This window comes from Amycolatopsis stemonae (assembly GCF_054781455.1).
On sequence record NZ_BAAGUJ010000007.1, the window covers coordinates 155387 to 173912 of the forward strand.

Here is an 18526-nt window from a genome sequence, read left to right on the forward strand (position 1 = left end):
ATCACGCATGATGCCTCTCCAATCACGCGAGATGCCCGCCCAATCACACGAGATACCCCGCCAATCACGGGAGATGCCCGGAAGCAACCCCCGCCAGACCCGCGGGCCTGGCCGCTGACCTGGCGAGCCGTCCTTCCCAGACCCGCGAGCCAGCCCCAGGATCGCGAGCCCGCCCGCCTACCGGGCGACCAACACCCGAGTGCCAAGCCCGGTCAGCGACGCCGAATCCGCCGGACCCGGGCCTCGGCCGGGTCGAACGTCACCCGGCGCAGGGGCCCGGCCAGCAGCAGCACCACCGCCATCGCCGACAACGCCGCCAAGACCATCGCTGCGACGAACTGGGCCGCGCCCGACGTCGCCGTGCTCAGCACCCAATACCCGGCCAGCACCAGGGCCGCCGGTGCGAACAGGCCGCACAGGACCGGGACCGGCGGGACCCGGTCACCGTCGGGGCGGCGGGCGGAGACCACCGCCGCGCCCGTACACGTGACCGCGGCGACCAGCAGGCAGCCGCCGATGGTGTCGCTCAGGCGGTGCCAGCCCAGGGCCACCGCCGCCGCCGAGACCCAGGCGACGCCGAGGCCGCCCGCCACGAACGTCAGCCTGCGGAAGCGGCGCGGCAGGACGATCGCCAGCGCGACCAGCACCGCCATCGCCGCGCTGACGTGGCCGCTCGGGAAGCTGTTGTGGCTCGCGACGCCGAACCGCTCGCCCGTCACCGGGCGGTCGAGGACGTACAGCTTGAGCAACTGCGCCACCACCAGGGGAGCAGCGAGCAGCGCCAGTGCCGTCACGCCCAGCGCGAGCCGCCGCCGGGCCAGGGCGAGCACCACCAGCAGCACCGCGACGCCGCCGAGGACGGCCACCAGGTCGACGTCGCGCAGCGGGGCCGCCCAGTCCACTGTGGTCCCCGCGGACTGGGCGCTGCGGACGACGCCGTTCTCGACGCCGCGGCCGGCCTCCGTCCGCACGAACAGGAGATAGGCCGCGACGAACGCGAGGGCGAACCCGGCCGCGCTCGCCGCCAGCACGGCGGTGCGGGACGCGGCCCGGGTCACGAGCGCGTGGCGGCCGGAGGGCGGGGTGGTCGGACGGGCCTCGGAGGTCATCACTGCCATGTCCCCGAGTCTGGGGACGGCATTTCGAGATCCCGTCAGCGCGATGTCATGGTTTTGCTACAAGATCCGCCCGGGTCGCCACGACGTGCGCTTTTCCGAATAATGGCGCCGTGGCCGAGGTACTGGTGGTGGAAGACGACGCGGCGGTGCGGGAAGGACTGGAACTGGCCCTGCGCCGGCAGGGACACGTGGTGCGCACGGCGGAATCGGGCGAGCGCGGCATCGAGGCGCTCGTGCACCACCGGCCCGACATCGTCGTGCTCGACCTGATGCTGCCCGGCATGGACGGCTTCGAGACGTGCCGCCGGATGCGCGTGGCCGGGCCGATCCCGATCATCATGCTCACCGCGCGCAGCGACGACTTCGACATCGTCGCCGGGCTCGAAGCGGGCGCGGACGACTACGTGGCCAAGCCGGTCGAACCGCGCGTGCTGGACGCGCGGATCCGGGCCGTGCTGCGCCGGGCCGTCGCCGAGCGCCCCGGCGAGGTACCTGAGCCCGAGGAACGCCACGGCGACCTGGTGATCGACCGGGCCGGGCTCGAGGTGACCAAGCGCGGTGCCCCGGTTTCGCTGACGCCGACCGAGCTCAAGCTGCTGCTGGAACTCTCGCGCACGCCCGGGCAGGTGTACAGCCGCCAGCAGATCCTCTCCGCCGTGTGGGACCACGACTACCTCGGCGACTCGCGGCTGGTCGACGCCTGCGTGCAGCGGCTGCGCGCGAAGATCGAAGACGTGCCGGCGAAGCCGGAGTACGTGCAGACGGTCCGGGGGTTCGGCTACCGGTTCGGCCGCTCGTGAACCACCGGATCCGCTCGTGGCTCGCCGGGTTGCGGCCCCGCCTGGTCGCCGCCTTCGCGGTGATCATGATCCTCGGCGCGACGACCGCGGCGGGTGCGAGCTACATCTCCGCGCGCAACGCGATCCTCGGCGGCGTCCAGGACCAGACGATGCTGAAGCTGCGCGACCAGATCGTCACGTACCTGCCGACCGTGTCGCTGCCGCCGAACCAGGCCACGCTCGACGCGTTCGCCGCGGCGCTCAAGTCCAGCGGCGCGCTCGTCGTCTACCACGGCCTGCACTCGTCGTCGGGCCTGCTGCTCGAGGAGGTGCCCGCCGAGCTGCGCCGGGCCGTGGCCACCAGCACGAACATCCAGTTCCAGCGGGTCGTCACCCAGGGGTTCCCGCAGTTCTTCGTCGGGATCCCGGTGCAGACCGGCGCCAAACCGAGCGGCCTCGAGGTCTACGCTGTGACGTCGCTGTCCCAGCAGCAGGCCGCGATCGGCGAGCTGGCCACGACGGCGTGGCTGTACTCCGCGCTCGCGCTGCCGTTCGCCGTGGCCGTCGCGCTGCTGGCCGCACGGCAGGTCCTGCGGCCCGTGCGTGCCCTCAACACCGCCGCGAGCCAGCTCGGCCGGGGCCGGCTGGACGTGCGGCTGCGCGTCAAGGGGTCCGACGAGCTCGCGCAGCTGGTCACGACGTTCAACAACACCGCGGCCGAGCTGGAGCGCACGGTCGGCACGCTGCGCGCGATGGAGGCCGACGCGCGGCGGTTCGTCGCCGACGTCTCGCACGAGCTGCGCACGCCGCTGGCCGCGATGAACGCCGTCACCGACGTGCTCGACGAGGACGCCGGCCAGCTGCCCGCGGACACCGCCGTCGCCGCGCGGCTCGTGTCGGCCGAGACGAAGCGGCTCACCCGGCTGGTGCAGGACCTGATCGAGATCTCCCGGTTCGACGCCGGGCGGGCGGAGCTGCGGCGGGAGCAGCTCGACGTCGCTTCGGCGGTCGCCGACAGCCTCGCCGCGCGGGGCTGGGAGCCGGGCGAAGACCTGGTGACCGAGCTGCCGGCCGGCATCGAGGCCGCGCTCGACCGGCGGCGGCTGGACATCGTCGTGGCGAACCTGGTCGGCAACGCGATGCGCCACGGCGCGCCGCCGGTGGAGGTGGTGCTGCGGGCCGAGGACGGCGAGGTCGTGCTGACCGTGACCGACCACGGGCCGGGCATCCCGGCGGAGGTGCTGCCCGGGGTGTTCGACCGCTTCACCAAGGCCGACACCGCCCGCGCGCGCTCGGAAGGCAGCGGGCTCGGGCTGTCCATCGCCCGGGAGAACGCGCGGCTGCACGGCGGCGACATCGTCGCGGCGAACACCGGCACGGGCGCCCGGTTCGAGCTGCGGCTGCCTCGGGAGGCGTGGTGAAGAAGCTCTTCGTCGTGGTGACGCTGGCCGTCTTGGCGCTGGCCGGCGGGTGCGGGATCAAGCCGACGCCCGCGGTCGGGGCCGGGCCGGCGCCGACGCTGCGGAACCCGGCGGGCGGCGGGGGCGGTGCCGACCTGATCCTCTACTTCGTCATGGACGGGCGGGTGCGGCCCGTGGCGCGGCCGTCGGATCACTCCGTCGGTGTCAGCACCGCACTTTCGGTGCTGCTGAGCGGTCCGACCGACGCCGAGGCGGCCGACGGCTACACGACGATGCTGCCGCCCGAGGCGGGGCCGATCGCGCTCTCCCCCGGCACGCCCGCGGCGATCACGTTCCCGTTCCCGATCGGCCGGCTCAGCGCGACCGCGGTCGACCAGCTGGTGTGCACCTCGTTCGCGGCGCTGGCCGCCGTGGGCTCGTACGTCGTGGGCGGCACCATCACGCTCGTCGGGCAGGACACCACGCTGCCGGCCCAGACCTGCCAGGCCTCCTGAGCGCGGTGGCTACGGTCGGGGCATGGAACGCGTGCGGTGCTGCGTCGCCGGCGGCGGCCCGGCTGGGGTGATGCTCGGGCTGCTGCTGGTCCGCGCCGGGGTCGACGTCGTCGTGCTGGAGAAGCACCACGACTTCCGGCGGGACTTCCGGGGCGACACGGTGCATCCGTCGACCCTGCGGCTGCTGGCCGAGCTGGGGCTGGCCGAGCGTTTCGCCACTTTGCCGCGCGGCCTGCTGGCGAAGGCGCGGCTGCGGGTGCGCGACGAGCAGATCGTCGCCGCCGACTTCGGGCGGCTCCGGAAGCCGTACGACCACCTCGCGATGGTGCCGCAGGCCGACTTCCTCGCCCTGCTCGCCGGCGCCGAGCCGGGGCTGTCGCTGCGGAGGGGCTGCGAGGTGACCGGACTGCTGCGCGAAGGCGAGCGCGTGACCGGGGTCCGCTACCGAGACGACCGCGGCCAGGTCCGCGAGCTGGCCGCGGACCTCACGGTCGGCTGCGACGGCCGCTGGTCGGCGGTGCGCCGCGCGGCCGGCCTGGAGCTGCGGGAGTTCCCGGTGCCGATGGACGTCTGGCAGGTCCGCGTGCCGAAGGGCCCGCGACCGGGTCCGGACGGCCAGCTGTTCGTGCGGCTGGGCGACGGCCAGGCCGCGGCGACCATGGACCGCGGGAGCTACTTCCAGACGTCTTACCTGATCCCGAAGGGCCACGACGCCGAGCTGCGCCGGGGCGACATCGCCGGCTTCCGCGCCCGGATCGGCGCGCTGATGGGCTGGGACACCGGCCGGCTGGCGGCGATCCGCTCGTGGGACGACGTGCGCCACCTCGACGTCCGGATGGGGCGGCTGCGGCGCTGGCACGCCGACGGCGTGCTGTGCATCGGCGACGCGGCTCACCCGATGTCGCCGACCGGCGGCGTCGGGGTGAACCTGGCGATCCAGGACGCGGTGGCGACGGCGGCCCTGCTGGCGAAACCGCTGCGCCACGGCCGGGTGCCGCCGCGGAAGCTCGCCGCGCTCCGGCGGCGCCGGTGGCTCCCGACGGCGGCGGTCCAGTGGGCCCAGCGCGCCGAGCACGCGCTGCTGCTGAAGCCCTGTCTCGACGGGACTCTGCGCGGCATGCCGGCTTTGCTGCGCCTGGTCGGGCGGACGCCGGTGTTGCAGGCCCTCGGCGCCTACCTGATCGGGTTCGGCCTCCGGCCGGAGCACGCGCCGCGCTTCGCCCGCCGTCCGTCCACTGTGGAGCGCCACGGCAAGCCGATGTCGTGAACGAGTCAGGCCGCGGGGTACGGCCGGACGGCCCGCGCGTCCGCCAGCGACCGGGCCCACCAGCCCAGCTGGTCGAGCAGCGCCTCGGCCGCGACGGCCGCGCCGTCGTCCGTGGGCAGGCCGTCCGCGCCGAAGCGCGCGTGGGCGCCGTGGAAGCTGACCGTCTCGCGGATCGTCACCGCGTGCAGCTCGGCGAAGACCGCCCTCAGGTGCTCGACCGCGCGCAGGCCGCCGGAGATCCCGCCGTAGGAAACGAACGCGACCGGCTTCGCCCTCCACTCGACGCGGTGCCAGTCGATGACGTTCTTGAGCGATGCCGGGTAGCTGTGGTTGTACTCCGGGGTGACGACGACGAACGCGTCGGCGGACTCGAGCCGCGAGGTCACCTTCGCGACCTCGGCCGCGACCGCCTCCGCCGGTGCCGCGCCGAACGCCGGCATCGCCATCGGCAGGGCGGGCTCGGCGAGGTCGACGACGTCGACCTCGAAGCCGCCGTGGTCGCCCGCGACGCCGGCCAGCCAGTCCGCCACCACCGGGCCGAACCGTCCTTCCCGGACACTTCCCACGATCACCGCGACCCGCACGGGTGCTTCGGACACGCTTCCTCCTTGACACAGCGGCGTTGGTGCCGACCGGGTCAGGATCGGACTTCAAGCTCGCTTGAAGTCAAGCGTGCGGCTGTGGTTGGCTGGAAAGCATGGTGAACGCCACGGCCCGGCCGCTGCCCGACCTCACCGTCGGCGAACTCTCCCGGCGCAGCGGAGTACCCGCGTCGGCCCTGCGGTTCTACGAGGACGAAGGCCTCATCCGCAGCCGCCGCACCGCCGGCAACCAGCGCCGCTACTGCCGCGACGCGCTGCGGCGGGTGACGTTCATCCGGATGTCCCAGCGGGTGGGCATGCCGCTGTCGGCCATCCGCGAAGTGCTCGCCCTGCTGCCGGACGACCGGACGCCGACGCGCGCCGACTGGGCGCGGATCTCGAAGTGCTGGCAGGAGGACCTGAACGCGCGGATCCGCCAGATGGAACAGCTGCGCGACCAGCTCACCGACTGCATCGGCTGCGGCTGCATGTCGCTGGCGAAGTGCCGGCTCGCCAACCCCGGCGACCGGCTGGGCACCGACGGGCCGGGCCCGCGGCGCCTCGCCGACCACCGGGGCGAAGGCTACGAAGACTGACTAGCGGCGGTCGAGCACGCCGCGGACGAACATCGCCTGCCCGGCGTGCTGGATGTCGTCGTCGAGGACGCTGATCAGCCGGACTCCCAGCGACACCGGCGGATCCCAGGCCTCGTCGACGATCCGGTCGAGCGCCTGGCCGTCGAGGCCGCTGACGAACCGGACGGTCTGCTCGTGCACGGCGTCGTAGTAGCCGGTGAGCAGGTCCGGCTTGTCGACCCGGACCGCCTCGACGTCGGCGGGGCGGTGGCCGTAACCGGTGTCGCCGGCCGGGAACGGCAGGCCGAACCGCGAAAGCCAGTCTTCGCCGGTCCACACCTGCTCGGTCCCGGCCGCGTCGGCGACGTGGTCGTCCTGGACGCGGGTCAGGTGCCAGACCAGCCAGGCGATCGAGTTGGCGTCGTCGTCCAGCCGGGCCGTGAGCTGCTCGGCGGTGAGCCCCTCCACCGCCGCGTGCACCGTGCCCTGGACCCGGCTGAACCCGTCGACGAGCAGATCGGCCACGTTCATCGGCTGCCTCCCGTTGCTGGTGCCTACCCCGGCGACCTACCCGATCATGCCCGCCGGCAAACGGGCCGGGCTAGCCCGGCAGCAGCTGGTCGAAGAACGAGCGGTAGCGGCGCAGCGCGATCCGCAGCTCCTCGGTGGCCGGTTCGCCCTGCTGCCACTGGCCTTCGAGCTCGCTCTTGTGCTCGGCGAACGTCGTGGCCAGCGCGCTGATGACGGCCGCGACCAGCTCGTCGGCCTGGCGGACGGCCTGCTTCGGGTCGTCGACGAAGCCGGTCTGCACGTTCTGCCAGCGGTCGCGGAACCCGGTGACCTTCTCCCCGTCGATCAGCGGCGGCGTCTCCGCCTCGCCGTCGGACGTCGGAGCGGCACCACGCGCGGGTTCGGGCCGGTCGGCCGCGGAAGCGAGATCGGCCGTGCTCAGGTGCCGCCCGGCCGGCTCGCGGCTCTCGTCCGGCTCCTCGAAGTCCGGCCGCTCCTGTCCGGGTACCTCCGTGGTCTCACGGACGTCCTCGTCGTGGTCCGCGCCGTGGCGGGTCAGGTGCTCGGTCATGGTCAGCGTCCTCCGTTCCACTCGGTCCGCGGCTGCGCGGTCGCCCGGCCTTCGGGCCGGTCGGTCTCACGACGGTCGGCGTCGTGCTCGTGTCCGTTGTGGTCATGGCCGTTGCGGCGGTCGTGGTGCTCGTCGTGCTCGTCGGCGCCGTCGGTCAGCAGGTCCTCGAAGACGGCGCGGTAGCGCACCATCGCGTCGCGAAGGTCCTCAGTGGACGCTCCGTCGCGCTTCTGCCGCGTGGCGTGCGCCGCGCGGTAGTGCTCCAGGGTTTTCGCGTGCCGCACGGAAAGATCGGCCACCTGCTGCTCGTAGCCCTCGGTCGGGTAGCCCCGCTCGGCCATCAGGGCGACCAGGACCTGGTCGGCTTCGGCGACCGCGGCGGCCGGGTGGTCGACGAACTTCTCCTGGACCTGCGTCCACTCCCGGGCGTAGCGCTCGCGCGCCGACGCCGACAGGGGGCGGATGTCGAGCTCCTTGTGCCGGCGTTCCCGCTCGGCCAGTTCCCGTTGCGCCGCACGGGGATTGTCGCTCTCTTCGACGGCCCGGTCGTACTCGGGACCGAACCGCTGTTGCAGCCGTTTTCGCTGCATCTCTTGCGTCACCAGCCAGATCACGGCGCCGAGCACCGCGACGGCCACGACGACGATCAGGACGATCAGCCATGTGGGCATCGCACAAACTCCTTCAAGGATGTCGAGCCCCCCGATGGGTCCGGTGTTCCCGGATCGCGCGTCCCGAAACCGGCCGACCCGCTCTCGACCTCCGGATTCGGCCGACCGGCGGCGCCCGTGCGTCCGGATGCCGTCACCCGTCCGCCGGGGTGTAACGACGATAACAACAGATGACTATCCTTGTTACCACTCGAGTGCTATCGTCGATAACAGAAAGACGGAAGCGGCGCTACGGACGCCGCCCGGACCGGAGGAAGGAAAACCCCGATGAGCACTCCCCGCGTCGCGATCGTCACCGGCGGCTCCCGCGGCATCGGCCGCCAGGTCGCCGAGCGCCTGGCCGCCGACGGCTTGGCGGTCGTCGTCACCTACGCCGGCAACGAGAAGGAGGCCCGGGCCGCGGTCGACGCCATCACCGAGCGCGGTGGCCAGGCGATCGCCGTCCGCGCCGACGTGGCCGAACCCGCCCAGGTCGCGGCGCTGTTCGACGCCGCCGAGACCACCTACGGCGGCGTGGACGTCGTCGCCCACCTGGCCGGGGTGATGAACCCGCCGACGCCGATCGCGGACACCGACTTCGACGTCCTCGACCGCGTGCACCGCACGAACATCCGCGGCACGTTCGCCGTGGCCCAGCAAGCCGCGAAGCGCGTGCGCGACGGCGGGGCGGTGATCACCACCTCGACGTCCGTGCTCGGGCTGAACCTGCCCGGCTACGGCATTTACAACGCGACCAAGGGCGCGGTCGAGGCGATCACCATGATCCTGGCGCGGGAGCTGCGCGGCCGCGACATCACCGTGAACACCGTCGCCCCCGGCCCGACGGCGACCGCGTTGTTTCTCGACGGCAAGGACGAGGAGACCGTCGAGCGGATGGCCAAGCAGCCGCCGCTCGAGCGCCTCGGCCGTCCCGAGGACATCGCCGAGGTCGTCGCGTTCCTCGCCGGCCCGGCCCGCTGGGTCAACGGCCAGGTGCTGCGCGCCAACGGCGGAATCGTCTGAGAGGGGACAAGACCGTGATCATCGTCGTCACCGGCGCCTCCAGCGGGATCGGCGCCCTCTCCGCCCGGGCGCTGGCCCGCGCCGGGCACACCGTCTACGCCGGCATGCGCGACACCGGCGGCCGCAATGCCCCGCAAGTCGGCGCCGCGGCCGCGTACGCGAAGGACCACGACGTCGACCTGCGCAGCGTCGAACTCGACGTGTCCAGCCAGGACTCGGCCGATGCCGCCATCGCGTCGGTCGTCGCCGCGCACGGCCGCCTGGACGTCGTGGTGCACAACGCCGGGCACATGGTGCTCGGCCCGGCCGAAGCGTTCACGCCGGAGCAGCTCGCGCAGATCTACGACACCAACGCGATCGGCACCCAGCGCGTCAACCGCGCCGCCCTCCCCCACCTGCGTGCCCAGGGCGACGGGCTGCTCGTGTGGGTGTCGAGCAGCAGCGTCCGCGGTGGCACCCCGCCCTACCTGGCGCCGTACTTCGCGGCGAAGGCGGCGATGGACAGCCTCGCGGTCAGCTACGCCGCCGAGGTCGCCCGGTTCGGCATCGACACCACGATCGTGGTGCCCGGCGCGTTCACCTCGGGCACCAACCACTTCCCGCACTCCGGGCACCCGGCCGACGAGGCCGTCGCGAAGGCCTACGAAGAGCGCTACGCGGGCCTGACCGACCACGTCGCGGCGAAGCTCGCCGAGATCACCCCGGCGGACGCGGACGTCGCCGTCGTCGCCGACGAGCTGGCGCGCGTGGTGGACCTGCCGAAGGGCAAGCGGCCGTTCCGGGTGCACGTCGACCCGTCCGACGACGGCGGGTGGCTGGTCGCCGAGGTGGGCGACCGGATCCGCGGCGAGTTCCTGCGCCGGATCGGCCTGGGCGACCTGCTCAGCCCGGCAGCCGGCTGAACCGCGTCACGATCAGGTGGTCCTTCGCCGGGCCGCGGACCGCCCACTCCTGCCGCCAGCGGCGCGCGTCGAGCACGCGGTAGCTGCCTCGGTAGAGGTCGTCGCGGCAGGGGTGGTCCGCGTCCCAGTGCCCGGCGCGCAGGTCGACGGCGTGGAAGTAGCCGCCGTGGTCGAAGTGCACGTCGGCGCGGCCGGGCGCGGTGGGCCGGTAGTGCAGCTCACGGGTGACCGGGCCGGTGTAGCCGCCGAGCCGCAGTTCGCCGGCTTCGCGGTAGACGAGGACGCCGTCCTCCTCGGTGAAGGTGGCGGTACCGGTGACGTCGCCCGCCGGATCGCCGTCGGCGGTGCGGATTTCGCGATCGAAGCGCCACTCGCCGGTGAAATGCGCGACGAGATCGGGAACCGGCCAGTACTCCACGCGTCCAGTCTGCCACCCCGCGGCGGGCCGGGCCGGAACTGTCGGACCCCCGCTCTATAGTCGGCCGGGTGGCAGACACCGACCTCGCGACCGTGTCCGAAGCGCTGGAGACGCTCCAGCGCGTGTTCGGCTACGACAGCTTCCGCGGCGACCAGGCGGCGATCGTCGAGCACGTGATCGCCGGCGGCGACGCGCTCGTGCTGATGCCCACCGGTGGCGGGAAGTCGTTGTGCTACCAGATCCCGTCGCTGGTGCGGCCGGGCGTGGGCGTCGTGGTGTCGCCCCTGATCGCGCTGATGCAGGACCAGGTCGACGCGCTGCGCAACGCCGGCGTCCGCGCGGGTTTCCTCAACTCCACGCAGGACTACGCGGCCCGGCAGGAGACCGAAGCGGCGTTCCTGGCCGGCGAGCTCGATCTGCTCTACCTGGCCCCGGAACGGCTCTCGATGGAGTCCACCGGGCGGCTGTTCGACCGCGGCAAGATCTCGCTGTTCGCGATCGACGAAGCGCACTGCGTCTCCCAGTGGGGCCACGACTTCCGGCCGGAGTACCTGGCGCTGTCGTCGCTGCACGAGCGCTGGCCGGACGTGCCGCGGATCGCGCTGACCGCGACGGCGACCGAGGCCACGCACAAGGAGATCTCGACCCGGCTGAAGCTCGACGAAGCCCGCCACTTCGTCGCGAGCTTCGACCGGCCGAACATCCAGTACCGGATCGTCGGCAAGAACTCCCCGCAGCGGCAGCTGCTGGAACTGCTGCGGACCGAGCACCAGGGTGACGCCGGGATCGTCTACTGCCTGTCCCGGAACTCGGTCGAGAAGACCGCGGAGTTCCTGGTGCAGAACGGGATTCCGGCGGTGCCGTACCACGCGGGGCTCGACAAGCACACCCGCGCGAAGCACCAGTCGCGGTTCCTGCGGGAAGACGGCCTGGTCGTGGTGGCGACGATCGCGTTCGGCATGGGCATCGACAAACCGGACGTCCGGTTCGTCGCGCACCTCGACCTGCCGAAGTCGGTCGAGGGCTACTACCAGGAGACCGGCCGCGCGGGCCGGGACGGGCTGCCGTCCACCGCGTGGCTCGCGTACGGGCTGCAGGACGTCGTGCAGCAGCGCAAGATGATCGACACGTCCGAGGGGGACGAAGCGCACCGCCGCCGGCTCGGCGCGCACCTGAACGCGATGCTCGCGCTGTGCGAGACGGTCGAATGCCGGCGCGTGCAGATCCTCAACTACTTCGGGCAGAAGTCCGAGCCGTGCGGCAACTGCGACACGTGCCTGAACCCGGCGGAAAGCTGGGACGGCACGATCCCGGCGCAGAAGCTGCTGTCGACGGTCGTGCGGCTGCGCAACGAACGGCGGCAGAAGTTCGGTGCCGGCCAGGTCACCGACATCCTGCTCGGCAAGACCACGCCGAAGGTCACGCAGTTCCAGCACGACACGCTCAAGACGTTCGGCATCGGCACCGAGCTGCGCGAGCCGGAGTGGCGCGCGGTGGTGCGGCAGCTGCTGGCGCAGGGCCTGCTGGCCGTCGAAGGCGACTACGGCTCGCTGGTGCTCACCGAGGCCAGCGCCGAGGTGCTGAGCGGCGACCGCCAGGTGATGCTGCGCCGCGAGCCCGAGCGCGCGGCGGCGGCGGCGAAGGTCCGCAGCACGAAGAAGGCCGCCGCCGCGGCGGACATGCCCGCGGAGGCGGCCCCGTTGTTCGAGCGGCTGCGGGCGTGGCGCGCGGGCGTCGCGAAGGAGCAGGGCGTGCCCGCGTACGTCATCTTCCACGACGCGACCCTGCGCCAGATCGCCACGCAACGGCCGTCCTCGCTGGCCGAGCTGGGCACGGTCAGCGGCGTCGGCGAGAACAAGCTCGCCAAGTACGGCGAGGGGGTCCTCGAGACGCTGTCGGACGGGTGACCTACCGGGCGGCCGGCCCCGGCTGCCCGTTCGGCCCGGTCACGGAGTTGACCTTGCGGACCGCGCCGGCGATCTGCTCGTGGTACTTGCCCTTGGTCTTGTCGTCGACGAACTTGGCGGCCTTGCCGACGGCCTCGTTCACCTTTTCGGGGTTCTTCTTGGCGTAGGCACGGGCCGCGCCCGCGGCCCCGGCCAACACGGTCAGCTTGCGCAGGAATGCCACGGTGGTCCTCCCTCATCGGTAGCGGTCATCCTGACAACGCGGACGAACCACCCGGAGGTTCCCCGTGTGACCTCCGCCAAACCTGCGCGCGGAGCGTGACGGGCCGGTGACGGGTCCGGAAAATGCCGCGCGGGCCGCCTTGGCGCGCCTTTAGGCTCGCGATCATGCGCGACCTGGCCGCCCTGCCGAAGGCCCACCTGCACGTCCACCTGGAGAGCACGATCCGGCCGGCCACGCTGCGCGAACTCGGCGAAGCGAACGGTGTCGCCGTCCCGGGCGAGCCACCGGTGTTCGACGGCTTCCGCGCCTTCGCCGACTACAACGCGCTGATCCGCTCCTGCCTCCAGCGTCCCGAAGACTTCGAGCGCATCGCCCGCGAGTACTGCGAAGACGAAGCCGCCCAGGGCACGCGCTACGCCGAAGTCACGTTCACCGCGGCCTCGCACGGGGAACGCCTGGGCGACCTCGAAATGCCGCTCGAATCCGTCCTCAAAGGACTCTCCGGGCTCGAGTGCCGCGTGGTGCTGGACCACTCGCGGCGCCGCTCGGTCGAACGCGCCGAGCGCACCCTCGACCTCGCGCTGAAGTACGACGACGTGTTCGCGATCGGCATGGCCGGCGAGGAAAACCACTCGCTCCGACCCTTCGCGAAGGTGTTCGGCAAGGCTCGCGAAGCCGGAATCCACCTGCTGCACCACACCGGCGAAGACGCGGGCCCGGACAGCATCCGCGAGGCACTGGGCGTCGGCCGCACCGAGCGGCTCGGGCACGGCATCCGCGTCCTCGAAGACCCGGCGCTGGTCCGGGAAGTCCGCGACCGGGGCCTGGCGCTGGAAGTCTGCCCGTCCTCGAACGTGACGCTCGGCCTGGTGCCTTCCCTGGCACAGCACCCGCTCTCCCGGCTCGTCGAGGCCGGGCTGACCGTCACGCTCAACACCGACGTCCCGTCGGTCACCGGCGCGAACCTCGCCGAGGAGTACGCCCGCGTCCAGGCGGCCTTCGGCTACGACGACACCGCGATGGCGGACTTCGCGCGGGCGAGCGTCCGGGCGTCCTTCGCGCCCGAGAGCACCAAGAAGAAGATCCTCGCGGACATCGACGCGTGGCTCACACCGGCAGCAGGCGCGTGACCAGCGTGGAGAGCTGCTGCACCGTGCGGCACTCGTGCATTTCGACGACTTCGGCGTACTCCAGGGCCGCCGAGTCGCCGGTCGACCACAGCGACCGGCGCTCCGGGTTGAGCCAGTAGACGTGGCGGGCGCGGGCCTTGATCTCGCGCACCGCGTCGAGGTTCGGGTCGCCGCCGTTGGTGCGGGCGTCGCCGAGGATCAGCACCGACGTGCGCGGGCCGACCGCGTCGAGCCAGTTCTCGGTGAACTGGCGCAGCGAGCCGCCGTAGTCGCTGTGGCCGTCCCAGCGCACCAGCGCCGCTTCGGACAGCATCCGCGCGCCCAGGTGCTCGGGGTCGGCGACGCCGGTCGTGACCAGGTGGGTGACCTCGTCCGCGCTGTCGACGAACGCGAACACGCGGACCTTGCCGAACTGGTCGCGCAGCGCCTGCACCAGCAGCATCGTGAAGTTCGCGAAGCCGGCCACGGACCCGGAAAGATCGCACAGCAGCACGATTTCCGGCCGGCCGGGCCGCCGGTGGCGGTAGGCCGGGCGCAGCGGCACGCCGCCGGTCGAGAGCGACCGCCGCAGGGTGCGGCGCAGGTCGATCTGCCCGCGCGTGGTGCGCTTGCGGCGGGCCGCCAGCCGCGTCGCGAGCTTGCGGGACAACGGCTGGATCGTCCGGCGCAGCTCGGCGAGCTGCTTGCGGCTGGCGATGAGGAAGTCGACGCGGTCGGGGGCGGGCGCGATGGCGTGCTTGGCGACGCGCTCGCGGCCGCGGACCTCGGCCGCGCGACGACGGGCCTCGGTGCGGACCTGCCCGCGGAAGCCTTCGACGCGGCGGCGGATCTCGTCGCGGTCGAGCCGGTCGGTGAACTCGCCGGGCGCGCCGCCGCCGCGCACCGCGGCCAGCACCCGCGCGATCAGCGTCTGCGGCTGGAGCCGCTCCAGGGTCTGGTGGGCCGAGAACCCGCCGCCGGGACCGGACGCCGAGCCGTACTGGCCCAGCATCTCCACGGCGAGCCCGGCCAGCTGGGCGAGGGCCTGCTGGTCGCCGTCGGCGAGCGCGGCGGCCAGTTCCTCCCGGAGTTCTTCCAGCGTCGACGGCTGGTCCTCGCGTGCCCGCTCGGGCGCGCCGATCCCGGCCGGGAAGTACAGGTCGAACGCGGCGTCGAACACCGCCCGCTGCCCGCCCCGCCGGACGAGCGCGGCGGCCAGGCCCTCCCGGACGAGCGAGCGGTCGTCGAGGCCGAGGACCTCCAGCGCGGCCGCGGCGTCGACCGTCTCGGCGGGGCCGGCCGGGATGCCCTGGGCCCGCAGCGCCCGGACGAACGACGCGAGGCGCTCCGGCACGCCGGTGGTCACGACGCGTCCAGGACCTGTTCGAGCTGGAGTCCGGCGCCCGCCTTGGCGATGTCGTCCTGGTGCTTGAGCACGACGCCGAGGCTCTCGCGCACGACCCGCTCGTCCAGCGTCGACGCGCCGAGCGCGAGCAGCGTGCGCGCCCAGTCGATCGTCTCGGCGACCGACGGCAGCTTCCGCAGGTCCATCGCGCGCAGCGCGGCGATCACCCGGACGACGGAATCGGCCAGCGCGGCGTCGATGCCCGGGACCTTGAGCCGGACGATGTCGCGCTCGAGCTCTTCGTCGGGGAAGTCGATGTGCAGGAAGAGGCACCGGCGGCGCAGGGCCTCGGACAGCTCGCGCGTCGCGTTCGAAGTCAGGACCGCGAACGGCGCGCGGGTCGCGGTGATCGTGCCCAGCTCGGGCACGGTCACCTGGAAGTCGCCGAGGACCTCCAGCAGCAGGCCCTCGACCTCCATGTCGGCCTTGTCGGTCTCGTCGATGAGCAGGACCGTGGGCTCGTCCGACGAGATCGCGGTGAGCAGCGGGCGGCGGAGGAGGAACTCCTCGCCGAAGATGTCGGTGCGGGCCTGCTCCCACGTCTCGTCGCGGCCGGCGGTGATCCGCAGCAGCTGCTTCGCGTGGTTCCACTCGTAGAGCGCGCGGGCCTCGTCGATGCCCTCGTAGCACTGCAGGCGCACCAGCCGCGAACCGCTGACCTGGGCGACAGCCTTGGCGAGCTCCGTCTTGCCGACGCCCGCGGGGCCCTCGACCAGCAGCGGCTTGCCGAGCCGGTCGGCGAGGAACACCGTGGTCGCCACGGCCGTGGACGCCAGGTAGCCGGCCTCGGCCAGCTTCGCCGACACGTCGTCGACGGAAGTGAAGAATCCGGTGCCCACCACTGACCTCCTAAGCGGTCGCTCACCAGGAGCGTACCCGACCGGCGGGTTAGCATCGGCCGCGTGACCTACGTTGCGGCTTCCGACCGATACGAAACGATCCCCTACCGGCGCTGCGGGCGCTCCGGGCTGAAGCTGCCCGCGATCTCGCTCGGGCTGTGGCACAACTTCGGCCACGACCGGCCGCTGCAGACCCAGCGCGACATCACCCGCCGCGCCTTCGACCTCGGCATCACGCACTTCGACCTGGCCAACAACTACGGCCCGCCCTACGGCTCGGCGGAGGAGAACTTCGGCCGGCTGCTGGCCACGGACTTCAAGCCCTACCGCGACGAGCTGGTCATCTCCACCAAGGCCGGCTACGACATGTGGCCCGGCCCCTACGGTGAATGGGGCTCCCGGAAGTACCTGCTGTCCTCGCTGGACCAGTCCCTCGGCCGGATGGGCCTGGACTACGTCGACATCTTCTACTCGCACCGGTTCGACCCCGAGACACCGCTGGAGGAGACGGTCGGGGCGCTCGACGCCGCCGTCCGCGCCGGGAAAGCGCTTTACGTCGGGATCTCGTCGTACAACTCGGAGCGGACCGCCGAGGCCGCGCGCCTGCTGCGCGAGCTCGGCACGCCGCTGCTGATCCACCAGCCGTCGTACTCGATGCTGAACCGCTGGATCGAGGAGGACGGCCTGCTCGACACCCTCGAGGAGGCCGGCGCGGGCTGCATCGCGTTCTCGCCGCTGGCCCAGGGCCTGCTGACGGACAAGTACCTGAAGGGCGTCCCGTCGGATTCCCGCGCGGCGCAAGGCAAGTCGCTGGACCCGGACACCCTCGACGAGAACCGGCTGGGCCGCGTCCGCGCGCTCAACGCCATCGCGGCCCGCCGCGGCCAGTCGCTGGCCCAGCTGGCGCTGGCCTGGGCCCTGCGCGACAGCCGGGTGACGTCGGTGCTGATCGGCGCGAGCAGCGTCAAGCAGCTGGAGGACAACGTCGGCGCGCTCGGCAACCTCGACTTCGGCTCGGAGGAGCTGACCGAGATCGACGGCCACGCCACCGACGCGGACATCAACCTCTGGAAGCGTTCGTCGGACGCCTGAGCGGCGGAACGGCGAGGTGCCCGGCGCACCTCGCCGTTCTTCTGTCCCAACGTTTGACCAGATTTCGTATTTGGTCATACGATGGCCGCATGCCTCCTGCCGAAGACCGCGCCGAACGGGCCGAGCGGATCCTCGACGCGGCCGCCGACCTGCTGCTGCGGGCGGGCTACCGGCGCACGACCGTCGAGGACGTCGCCGAGCGCGCCGACGTCGGCAAAGGGACCGTCTACCTGCACTGGAAGAACCGTGAGGAACTGTTCCTCACGGTGCTCCTGCGGGAGTCCGTCCGGAGCCTCGAAGACCTCGTGCGGGCGCTCGAAGCCGATCCGCTCGCCGCCCGGCTGTCCCGGCTGACGGAGCTCCAGTACGCGAACGTGCTGGGCCGGCCGCTGCTGCGGGCCGGGTACGCCGACGACACCGAGACGCTGGGCAAGCTGCTCCCGAAGCTGCACGCCAAGCTCGACCCGCGCCACGACGAGGCGTTCGTCGAATACCTCGAACTGCTGGCGGCGAACGACCTGCTCCGTACGGACCGCCCAGCGGCCGAACTCGCCGTCGCCTACCAGGCCGTGCTGCACGGGTTCCTCCTCGCCGCGCACCCTCCGGGGTTGATCGCCGACACCGTCGCGCACGCCTTCGAACCGCTCACCGTCTCGACGAGGCAGCTGCGCGCCGTCGCGCCGCGGGTCCTCGCGCTCTTCACCGAATCCGTCGCGCTCGACCGGAAGCAGCTCGAGCGCGCGTACTGACCACTGGGAGGACACCGTGCGCACCGGAATCCTGATCGACGAGCTGGGCGTCGGCTTCGACGCCATGACCGCGCAAGCACGCGAAGCCGTGAAGCTCGGCTACACCACGCTCTGGCTAGCCCAGCGCGGCGGCTGGGACGCCCTCACGGCGTTGCCCGCGCTCGGCGCCGCGGCTCCCGGCGTCGCGCTGGGTACGTGTGTCGTGCCGACCTACCCGCGGCACCCGATCACGATGGCCGCCCAGGCACTGACCGTCCAGGCCGCCACCGGCGTGCCGGTCCACCTCGGCGTCGGGCTGAGCCACCGGTTCATCGTCGAGCAGGAGTTCGGGTACTCCTACGACCGTCCGATCCGGCACCTGCGCGAATACCTCGAAGCGCTGAACCCGTTGCTGCGAGGGGAAAAGGCGGACGTGCACGGCGAATCGCTCACGGCGGCGGGCGGGCTGACCACGCCGGGCGCGGCCCCGCCCGCGGTGCTGGTCGGCTCGGTGAGCCCGCGGTCGACGCGGCTGGCGGGCGAGCTGGCCGACGGCGTGATCACGACGTGGGCGGGCCCGCGCGCGATCGGCGAGTTCGTGGTCCCGGCGCTCGGCGCGGACCGGCGGGTGGTCTCCGGCCAGCTGATCTGCGTGACGTCCGAAGTGGACGAACGCCGGGCGTGGGTCGAGGACACCTACGGCGCGGCGGCGGCCGTCCCCGCCTACCGGGCGGTCCTGGACCGCGATGGCTACGAACGCGCCTCGGACAGCGCGATCATCGGCGACGAGGAAACCGTGCGCCGTCAGGTGAAGTCCCTCGAAGACGCGGGCGCGACCGAACTGCTGGTGATGCCGTTCGGCCCGGCCGAAGACCAGGCCCGCACGCGCGAGCTGATGGCCGCGTGAACCGGCG

The 18526-nt window shown here is 72.5% G+C and carries 21 protein-coding genes; 12 read left to right on the forward strand and 9 right to left on the reverse strand.

Going from position 1 to position 18526, the window contains the following annotated elements; translation table 11 throughout:
• Positions 1–212: 212 nt before the first annotated feature.
• Positions 213–1118 (reverse strand): phosphatase PAP2 family protein, encoded by a 906-nt coding sequence (locus ACYVLJ_RS25945; RefSeq protein WP_451983324.1) that lies wholly within the window; start codon positions 1116–1118, stop codon positions 213–215.
• Positions 1119–1228: 110 nt separating this feature from the next.
• Here ACYVLJ_RS25945 and ACYVLJ_RS25950 point away from each other — a divergent pair, with 110 nt between their 5' ends.
• From ACYVLJ_RS25950 to ACYVLJ_RS25965, 4 genes are all read left to right on the forward strand, one after another.
• Complete coding sequence (locus tag ACYVLJ_RS25950; RefSeq protein ID WP_460440683.1) at positions 1229–1918, forward strand: response regulator; 690 nt, start codon at positions 1229–1231, stop codon at positions 1916–1918.
• 65 nt (positions 1919–1983) lie between these two features.
• On the forward strand, positions 1984–3318 hold the full coding sequence (locus tag ACYVLJ_RS25955; RefSeq protein WP_460440856.1) for an ATP-binding protein: 1335 nt from the start codon (positions 1984–1986) through the stop codon (positions 3316–3318).
• Positions 3315–3812: a hypothetical protein gene (locus ACYVLJ_RS25960; protein WP_460440684.1), complete on the forward strand. Its 498-nt coding sequence runs from the start codon at positions 3315–3317 to the stop codon at positions 3810–3812. The genes ACYVLJ_RS25955 and ACYVLJ_RS25960 overlap by 4 nt, the downstream gene beginning before the upstream one ends.
• Before the next feature lie 22 nt (positions 3813–3834).
• Positions 3835–5079 (forward strand): FAD-dependent oxidoreductase, encoded by a 1245-nt coding sequence (locus tag ACYVLJ_RS25965; protein WP_460440685.1) that lies wholly within the window; start codon positions 3835–3837, stop codon positions 5077–5079.
• Between the two features lie 5 nt (positions 5080–5084).
• Here the strand turns inward: ACYVLJ_RS25965 and ACYVLJ_RS25970 are convergent, their stop codons facing one another.
• Positions 5085–5678 carry an NADPH-dependent FMN reductase gene (locus tag ACYVLJ_RS25970; protein WP_460440686.1) on the reverse strand — a complete coding sequence of 198 codons (594 nt, stop codon included), beginning with the start codon at positions 5676–5678 and terminating at the stop codon, positions 5085–5087.
• Between the two features lie 98 nt (positions 5679–5776).
• Here ACYVLJ_RS25970 and soxR point away from each other — a divergent pair, with 98 nt between their 5' ends.
• Entirely contained in the window at positions 5777–6256 is a 480-nt protein-coding gene (gene soxR, locus ACYVLJ_RS25975) for a redox-sensitive transcriptional activator SoxR (RefSeq protein WP_460440687.1), read from the forward strand.
• Here soxR and ACYVLJ_RS25980 read toward each other — a convergent pair whose 3' ends face one another.
• The 3 genes from ACYVLJ_RS25980 to ACYVLJ_RS25990 form a co-directional block, all read right to left on the reverse strand.
• Entirely contained in the window at positions 6257–6766 is a 510-nt protein-coding gene (locus tag ACYVLJ_RS25980) for a mycothiol transferase (protein WP_451983337.1), read from the reverse strand.
• 70 nt (positions 6767–6836) lie between these two features.
• Positions 6837–7316: a hypothetical protein gene (locus ACYVLJ_RS25985; protein WP_460440688.1), complete on the reverse strand. Its 480-nt coding sequence runs from the start codon at positions 7314–7316 to the stop codon at positions 6837–6839.
• A 2-nt stretch (positions 7317–7318) separates the two neighbouring features.
• The gene (locus tag ACYVLJ_RS25990) at positions 7319–7987 is read right to left on the reverse strand and encodes a hypothetical protein (RefSeq protein ID WP_460440689.1); all 669 of its coding nucleotides are present in this window, start codon (positions 7985–7987) and stop codon (positions 7319–7321) included.
• Positions 7988–8254: 267 nt separating this feature from the next.
• Between ACYVLJ_RS25990 and ACYVLJ_RS25995 the strand changes: the two genes are divergently transcribed.
• Together ACYVLJ_RS25995 and ACYVLJ_RS26000 are read left to right on the forward strand one after the other, a co-directional pair.
• Positions 8255–8989 carry a Rossmann-fold NAD(P)-binding domain-containing protein gene (locus ACYVLJ_RS25995; RefSeq protein WP_460440690.1) on the forward strand — a complete coding sequence of 245 codons (735 nt, stop codon included), beginning with the start codon at positions 8255–8257 and terminating at the stop codon, positions 8987–8989.
• Between the two features lie 14 nt (positions 8990–9003).
• Positions 9004–9891: an SDR family oxidoreductase gene (locus ACYVLJ_RS26000; RefSeq protein WP_460440691.1), complete on the forward strand. Its 888-nt coding sequence runs from the start codon at positions 9004–9006 to the stop codon at positions 9889–9891.
• Here the strand turns inward: ACYVLJ_RS26000 and ACYVLJ_RS26005 are convergent.
• On the reverse strand, positions 9872–10309 hold the full coding sequence (locus ACYVLJ_RS26005) for a DUF6314 family protein (RefSeq protein WP_460440692.1): 438 nt from the start codon (positions 10307–10309) through the stop codon (positions 9872–9874). The genes ACYVLJ_RS26000 and ACYVLJ_RS26005 overlap by 20 nt on opposite strands.
• 68 nt (positions 10310–10377) lie before the next feature.
• On the opposite strand from ACYVLJ_RS26005, the gene recQ reads away from it, so the two are divergent.
• Positions 10378–12216 (forward strand): RecQ family ATP-dependent DNA helicase, encoded by a 1839-nt coding sequence (recQ, locus tag ACYVLJ_RS26010; protein WP_460440693.1) that lies wholly within the window; start codon positions 10378–10380, stop codon positions 12214–12216.
• A 1-nt stretch (position 12217) separates the two neighbouring features.
• On the opposite strand, the gene ACYVLJ_RS26015 is transcribed toward recQ, so the two are convergent.
• Positions 12218–12439 (reverse strand): antitoxin, encoded by a 222-nt coding sequence (locus ACYVLJ_RS26015; RefSeq protein WP_451983351.1) that lies wholly within the window; start codon positions 12437–12439, stop codon positions 12218–12220.
• Positions 12440–12603: 164 nt separating this feature from the next.
• Between ACYVLJ_RS26015 and add the strand changes: the two genes are divergently transcribed.
• Positions 12604–13569, forward strand: a complete 966-nt coding sequence (add, locus tag ACYVLJ_RS26020; RefSeq protein WP_460440694.1) for an adenosine deaminase family protein — start codon at positions 12604–12606, stop codon at positions 13567–13569.
• Here the strand turns inward: add and ACYVLJ_RS26025 are convergent.
• Together ACYVLJ_RS26025 and ACYVLJ_RS26030 are read right to left on the reverse strand one after the other, a co-directional pair.
• The gene (locus ACYVLJ_RS26025; RefSeq protein WP_460440695.1) at positions 13547–14914 is read right to left on the reverse strand and encodes a vWA domain-containing protein; all 1368 of its coding nucleotides are present in this window, start codon (positions 14912–14914) and stop codon (positions 13547–13549) included. The genes add and ACYVLJ_RS26025 overlap by 23 nt on opposite strands.
• Positions 14911–15792, reverse strand: coding sequence for an AAA family ATPase (locus ACYVLJ_RS26030; RefSeq protein WP_460440696.1), 882 nt, complete (start codon positions 15790–15792; stop codon positions 14911–14913). The genes ACYVLJ_RS26025 and ACYVLJ_RS26030 overlap by 4 nt, the downstream gene beginning before the upstream one ends.
• A 63-nt stretch (positions 15793–15855) precedes the next feature.
• Between ACYVLJ_RS26030 and mgrA the strand changes: the two genes are divergently transcribed.
• The 3 genes from mgrA to ACYVLJ_RS26045 all read left to right on the forward strand — a co-directional run bounded on the left by mgrA (position 15856) and on the right by ACYVLJ_RS26045 (position 18519).
• On the forward strand, positions 15856–16884 hold the full coding sequence (gene mgrA, locus ACYVLJ_RS26035; protein WP_460440697.1) for an aldo-keto reductase family protein: 1029 nt from the start codon (positions 15856–15858) through the stop codon (positions 16882–16884).
• A gap of 89 nt (positions 16885–16973) precedes the next feature.
• Positions 16974–17633 carry a TetR/AcrR family transcriptional regulator gene (locus ACYVLJ_RS26040; protein ID WP_460440698.1) on the forward strand — a complete coding sequence of 220 codons (660 nt, stop codon included), beginning with the start codon at positions 16974–16976 and terminating at the stop codon, positions 17631–17633.
• Between the two features lie 16 nt (positions 17634–17649).
• Entirely contained in the window at positions 17650–18519 is an 870-nt protein-coding gene (locus ACYVLJ_RS26045) for an LLM class oxidoreductase (protein ID WP_460440699.1), read from the forward strand.
• The last annotated feature ends 7 nt before the right edge of the window (positions 18520–18526 follow it).

Coding starts and splice junctions, on each gene's coding strand:
- ACYVLJ_RS25945 (WP_451983324.1), bottom strand. CDS start 1,118: ATGGCAGTGATGACCTCCGAGGCCCGTCCGACCACCCCGCCCTCCGGC.
- ACYVLJ_RS25955 (WP_460440856.1), top strand. CDS start 1,984: ATGATCCTCGGCGCGACGACCGCGGCGGGTGCGAGCTACATCTCCGCG.
- ACYVLJ_RS25965 (WP_460440685.1), top strand. CDS start 3,835: ATGGAACGCGTGCGGTGCTGCGTCGCCGGCGGCGGCCCGGCTGGGGTG.
- soxR (WP_460440687.1), top strand. CDS start 5,777: ATGGTGAACGCCACGGCCCGGCCGCTGCCCGACCTCACCGTCGGCGAA.
- ACYVLJ_RS25980 (WP_451983337.1), bottom strand. CDS start 6,766: ATGAACGTGGCCGATCTGCTCGTCGACGGGTTCAGCCGGGTCCAGGGC.
- ACYVLJ_RS25985 (WP_460440688.1), bottom strand. CDS start 7,316: ATGACCGAGCACCTGACCCGCCACGGCGCGGACCACGACGAGGACGTC.
- ACYVLJ_RS25990 (WP_460440689.1), bottom strand. CDS start 7,987: ATGCCCACATGGCTGATCGTCCTGATCGTCGTCGTGGCCGTCGCGGTG.
- ACYVLJ_RS25995 (WP_460440690.1), top strand. CDS start 8,255: ATGAGCACTCCCCGCGTCGCGATCGTCACCGGCGGCTCCCGCGGCATC.
- add (WP_460440694.1), top strand. CDS start 12,604: ATGCGCGACCTGGCCGCCCTGCCGAAGGCCCACCTGCACGTCCACCTG.
- ACYVLJ_RS26040 (WP_460440698.1), top strand. CDS start 16,974: ATGCCTCCTGCCGAAGACCGCGCCGAACGGGCCGAGCGGATCCTCGAC.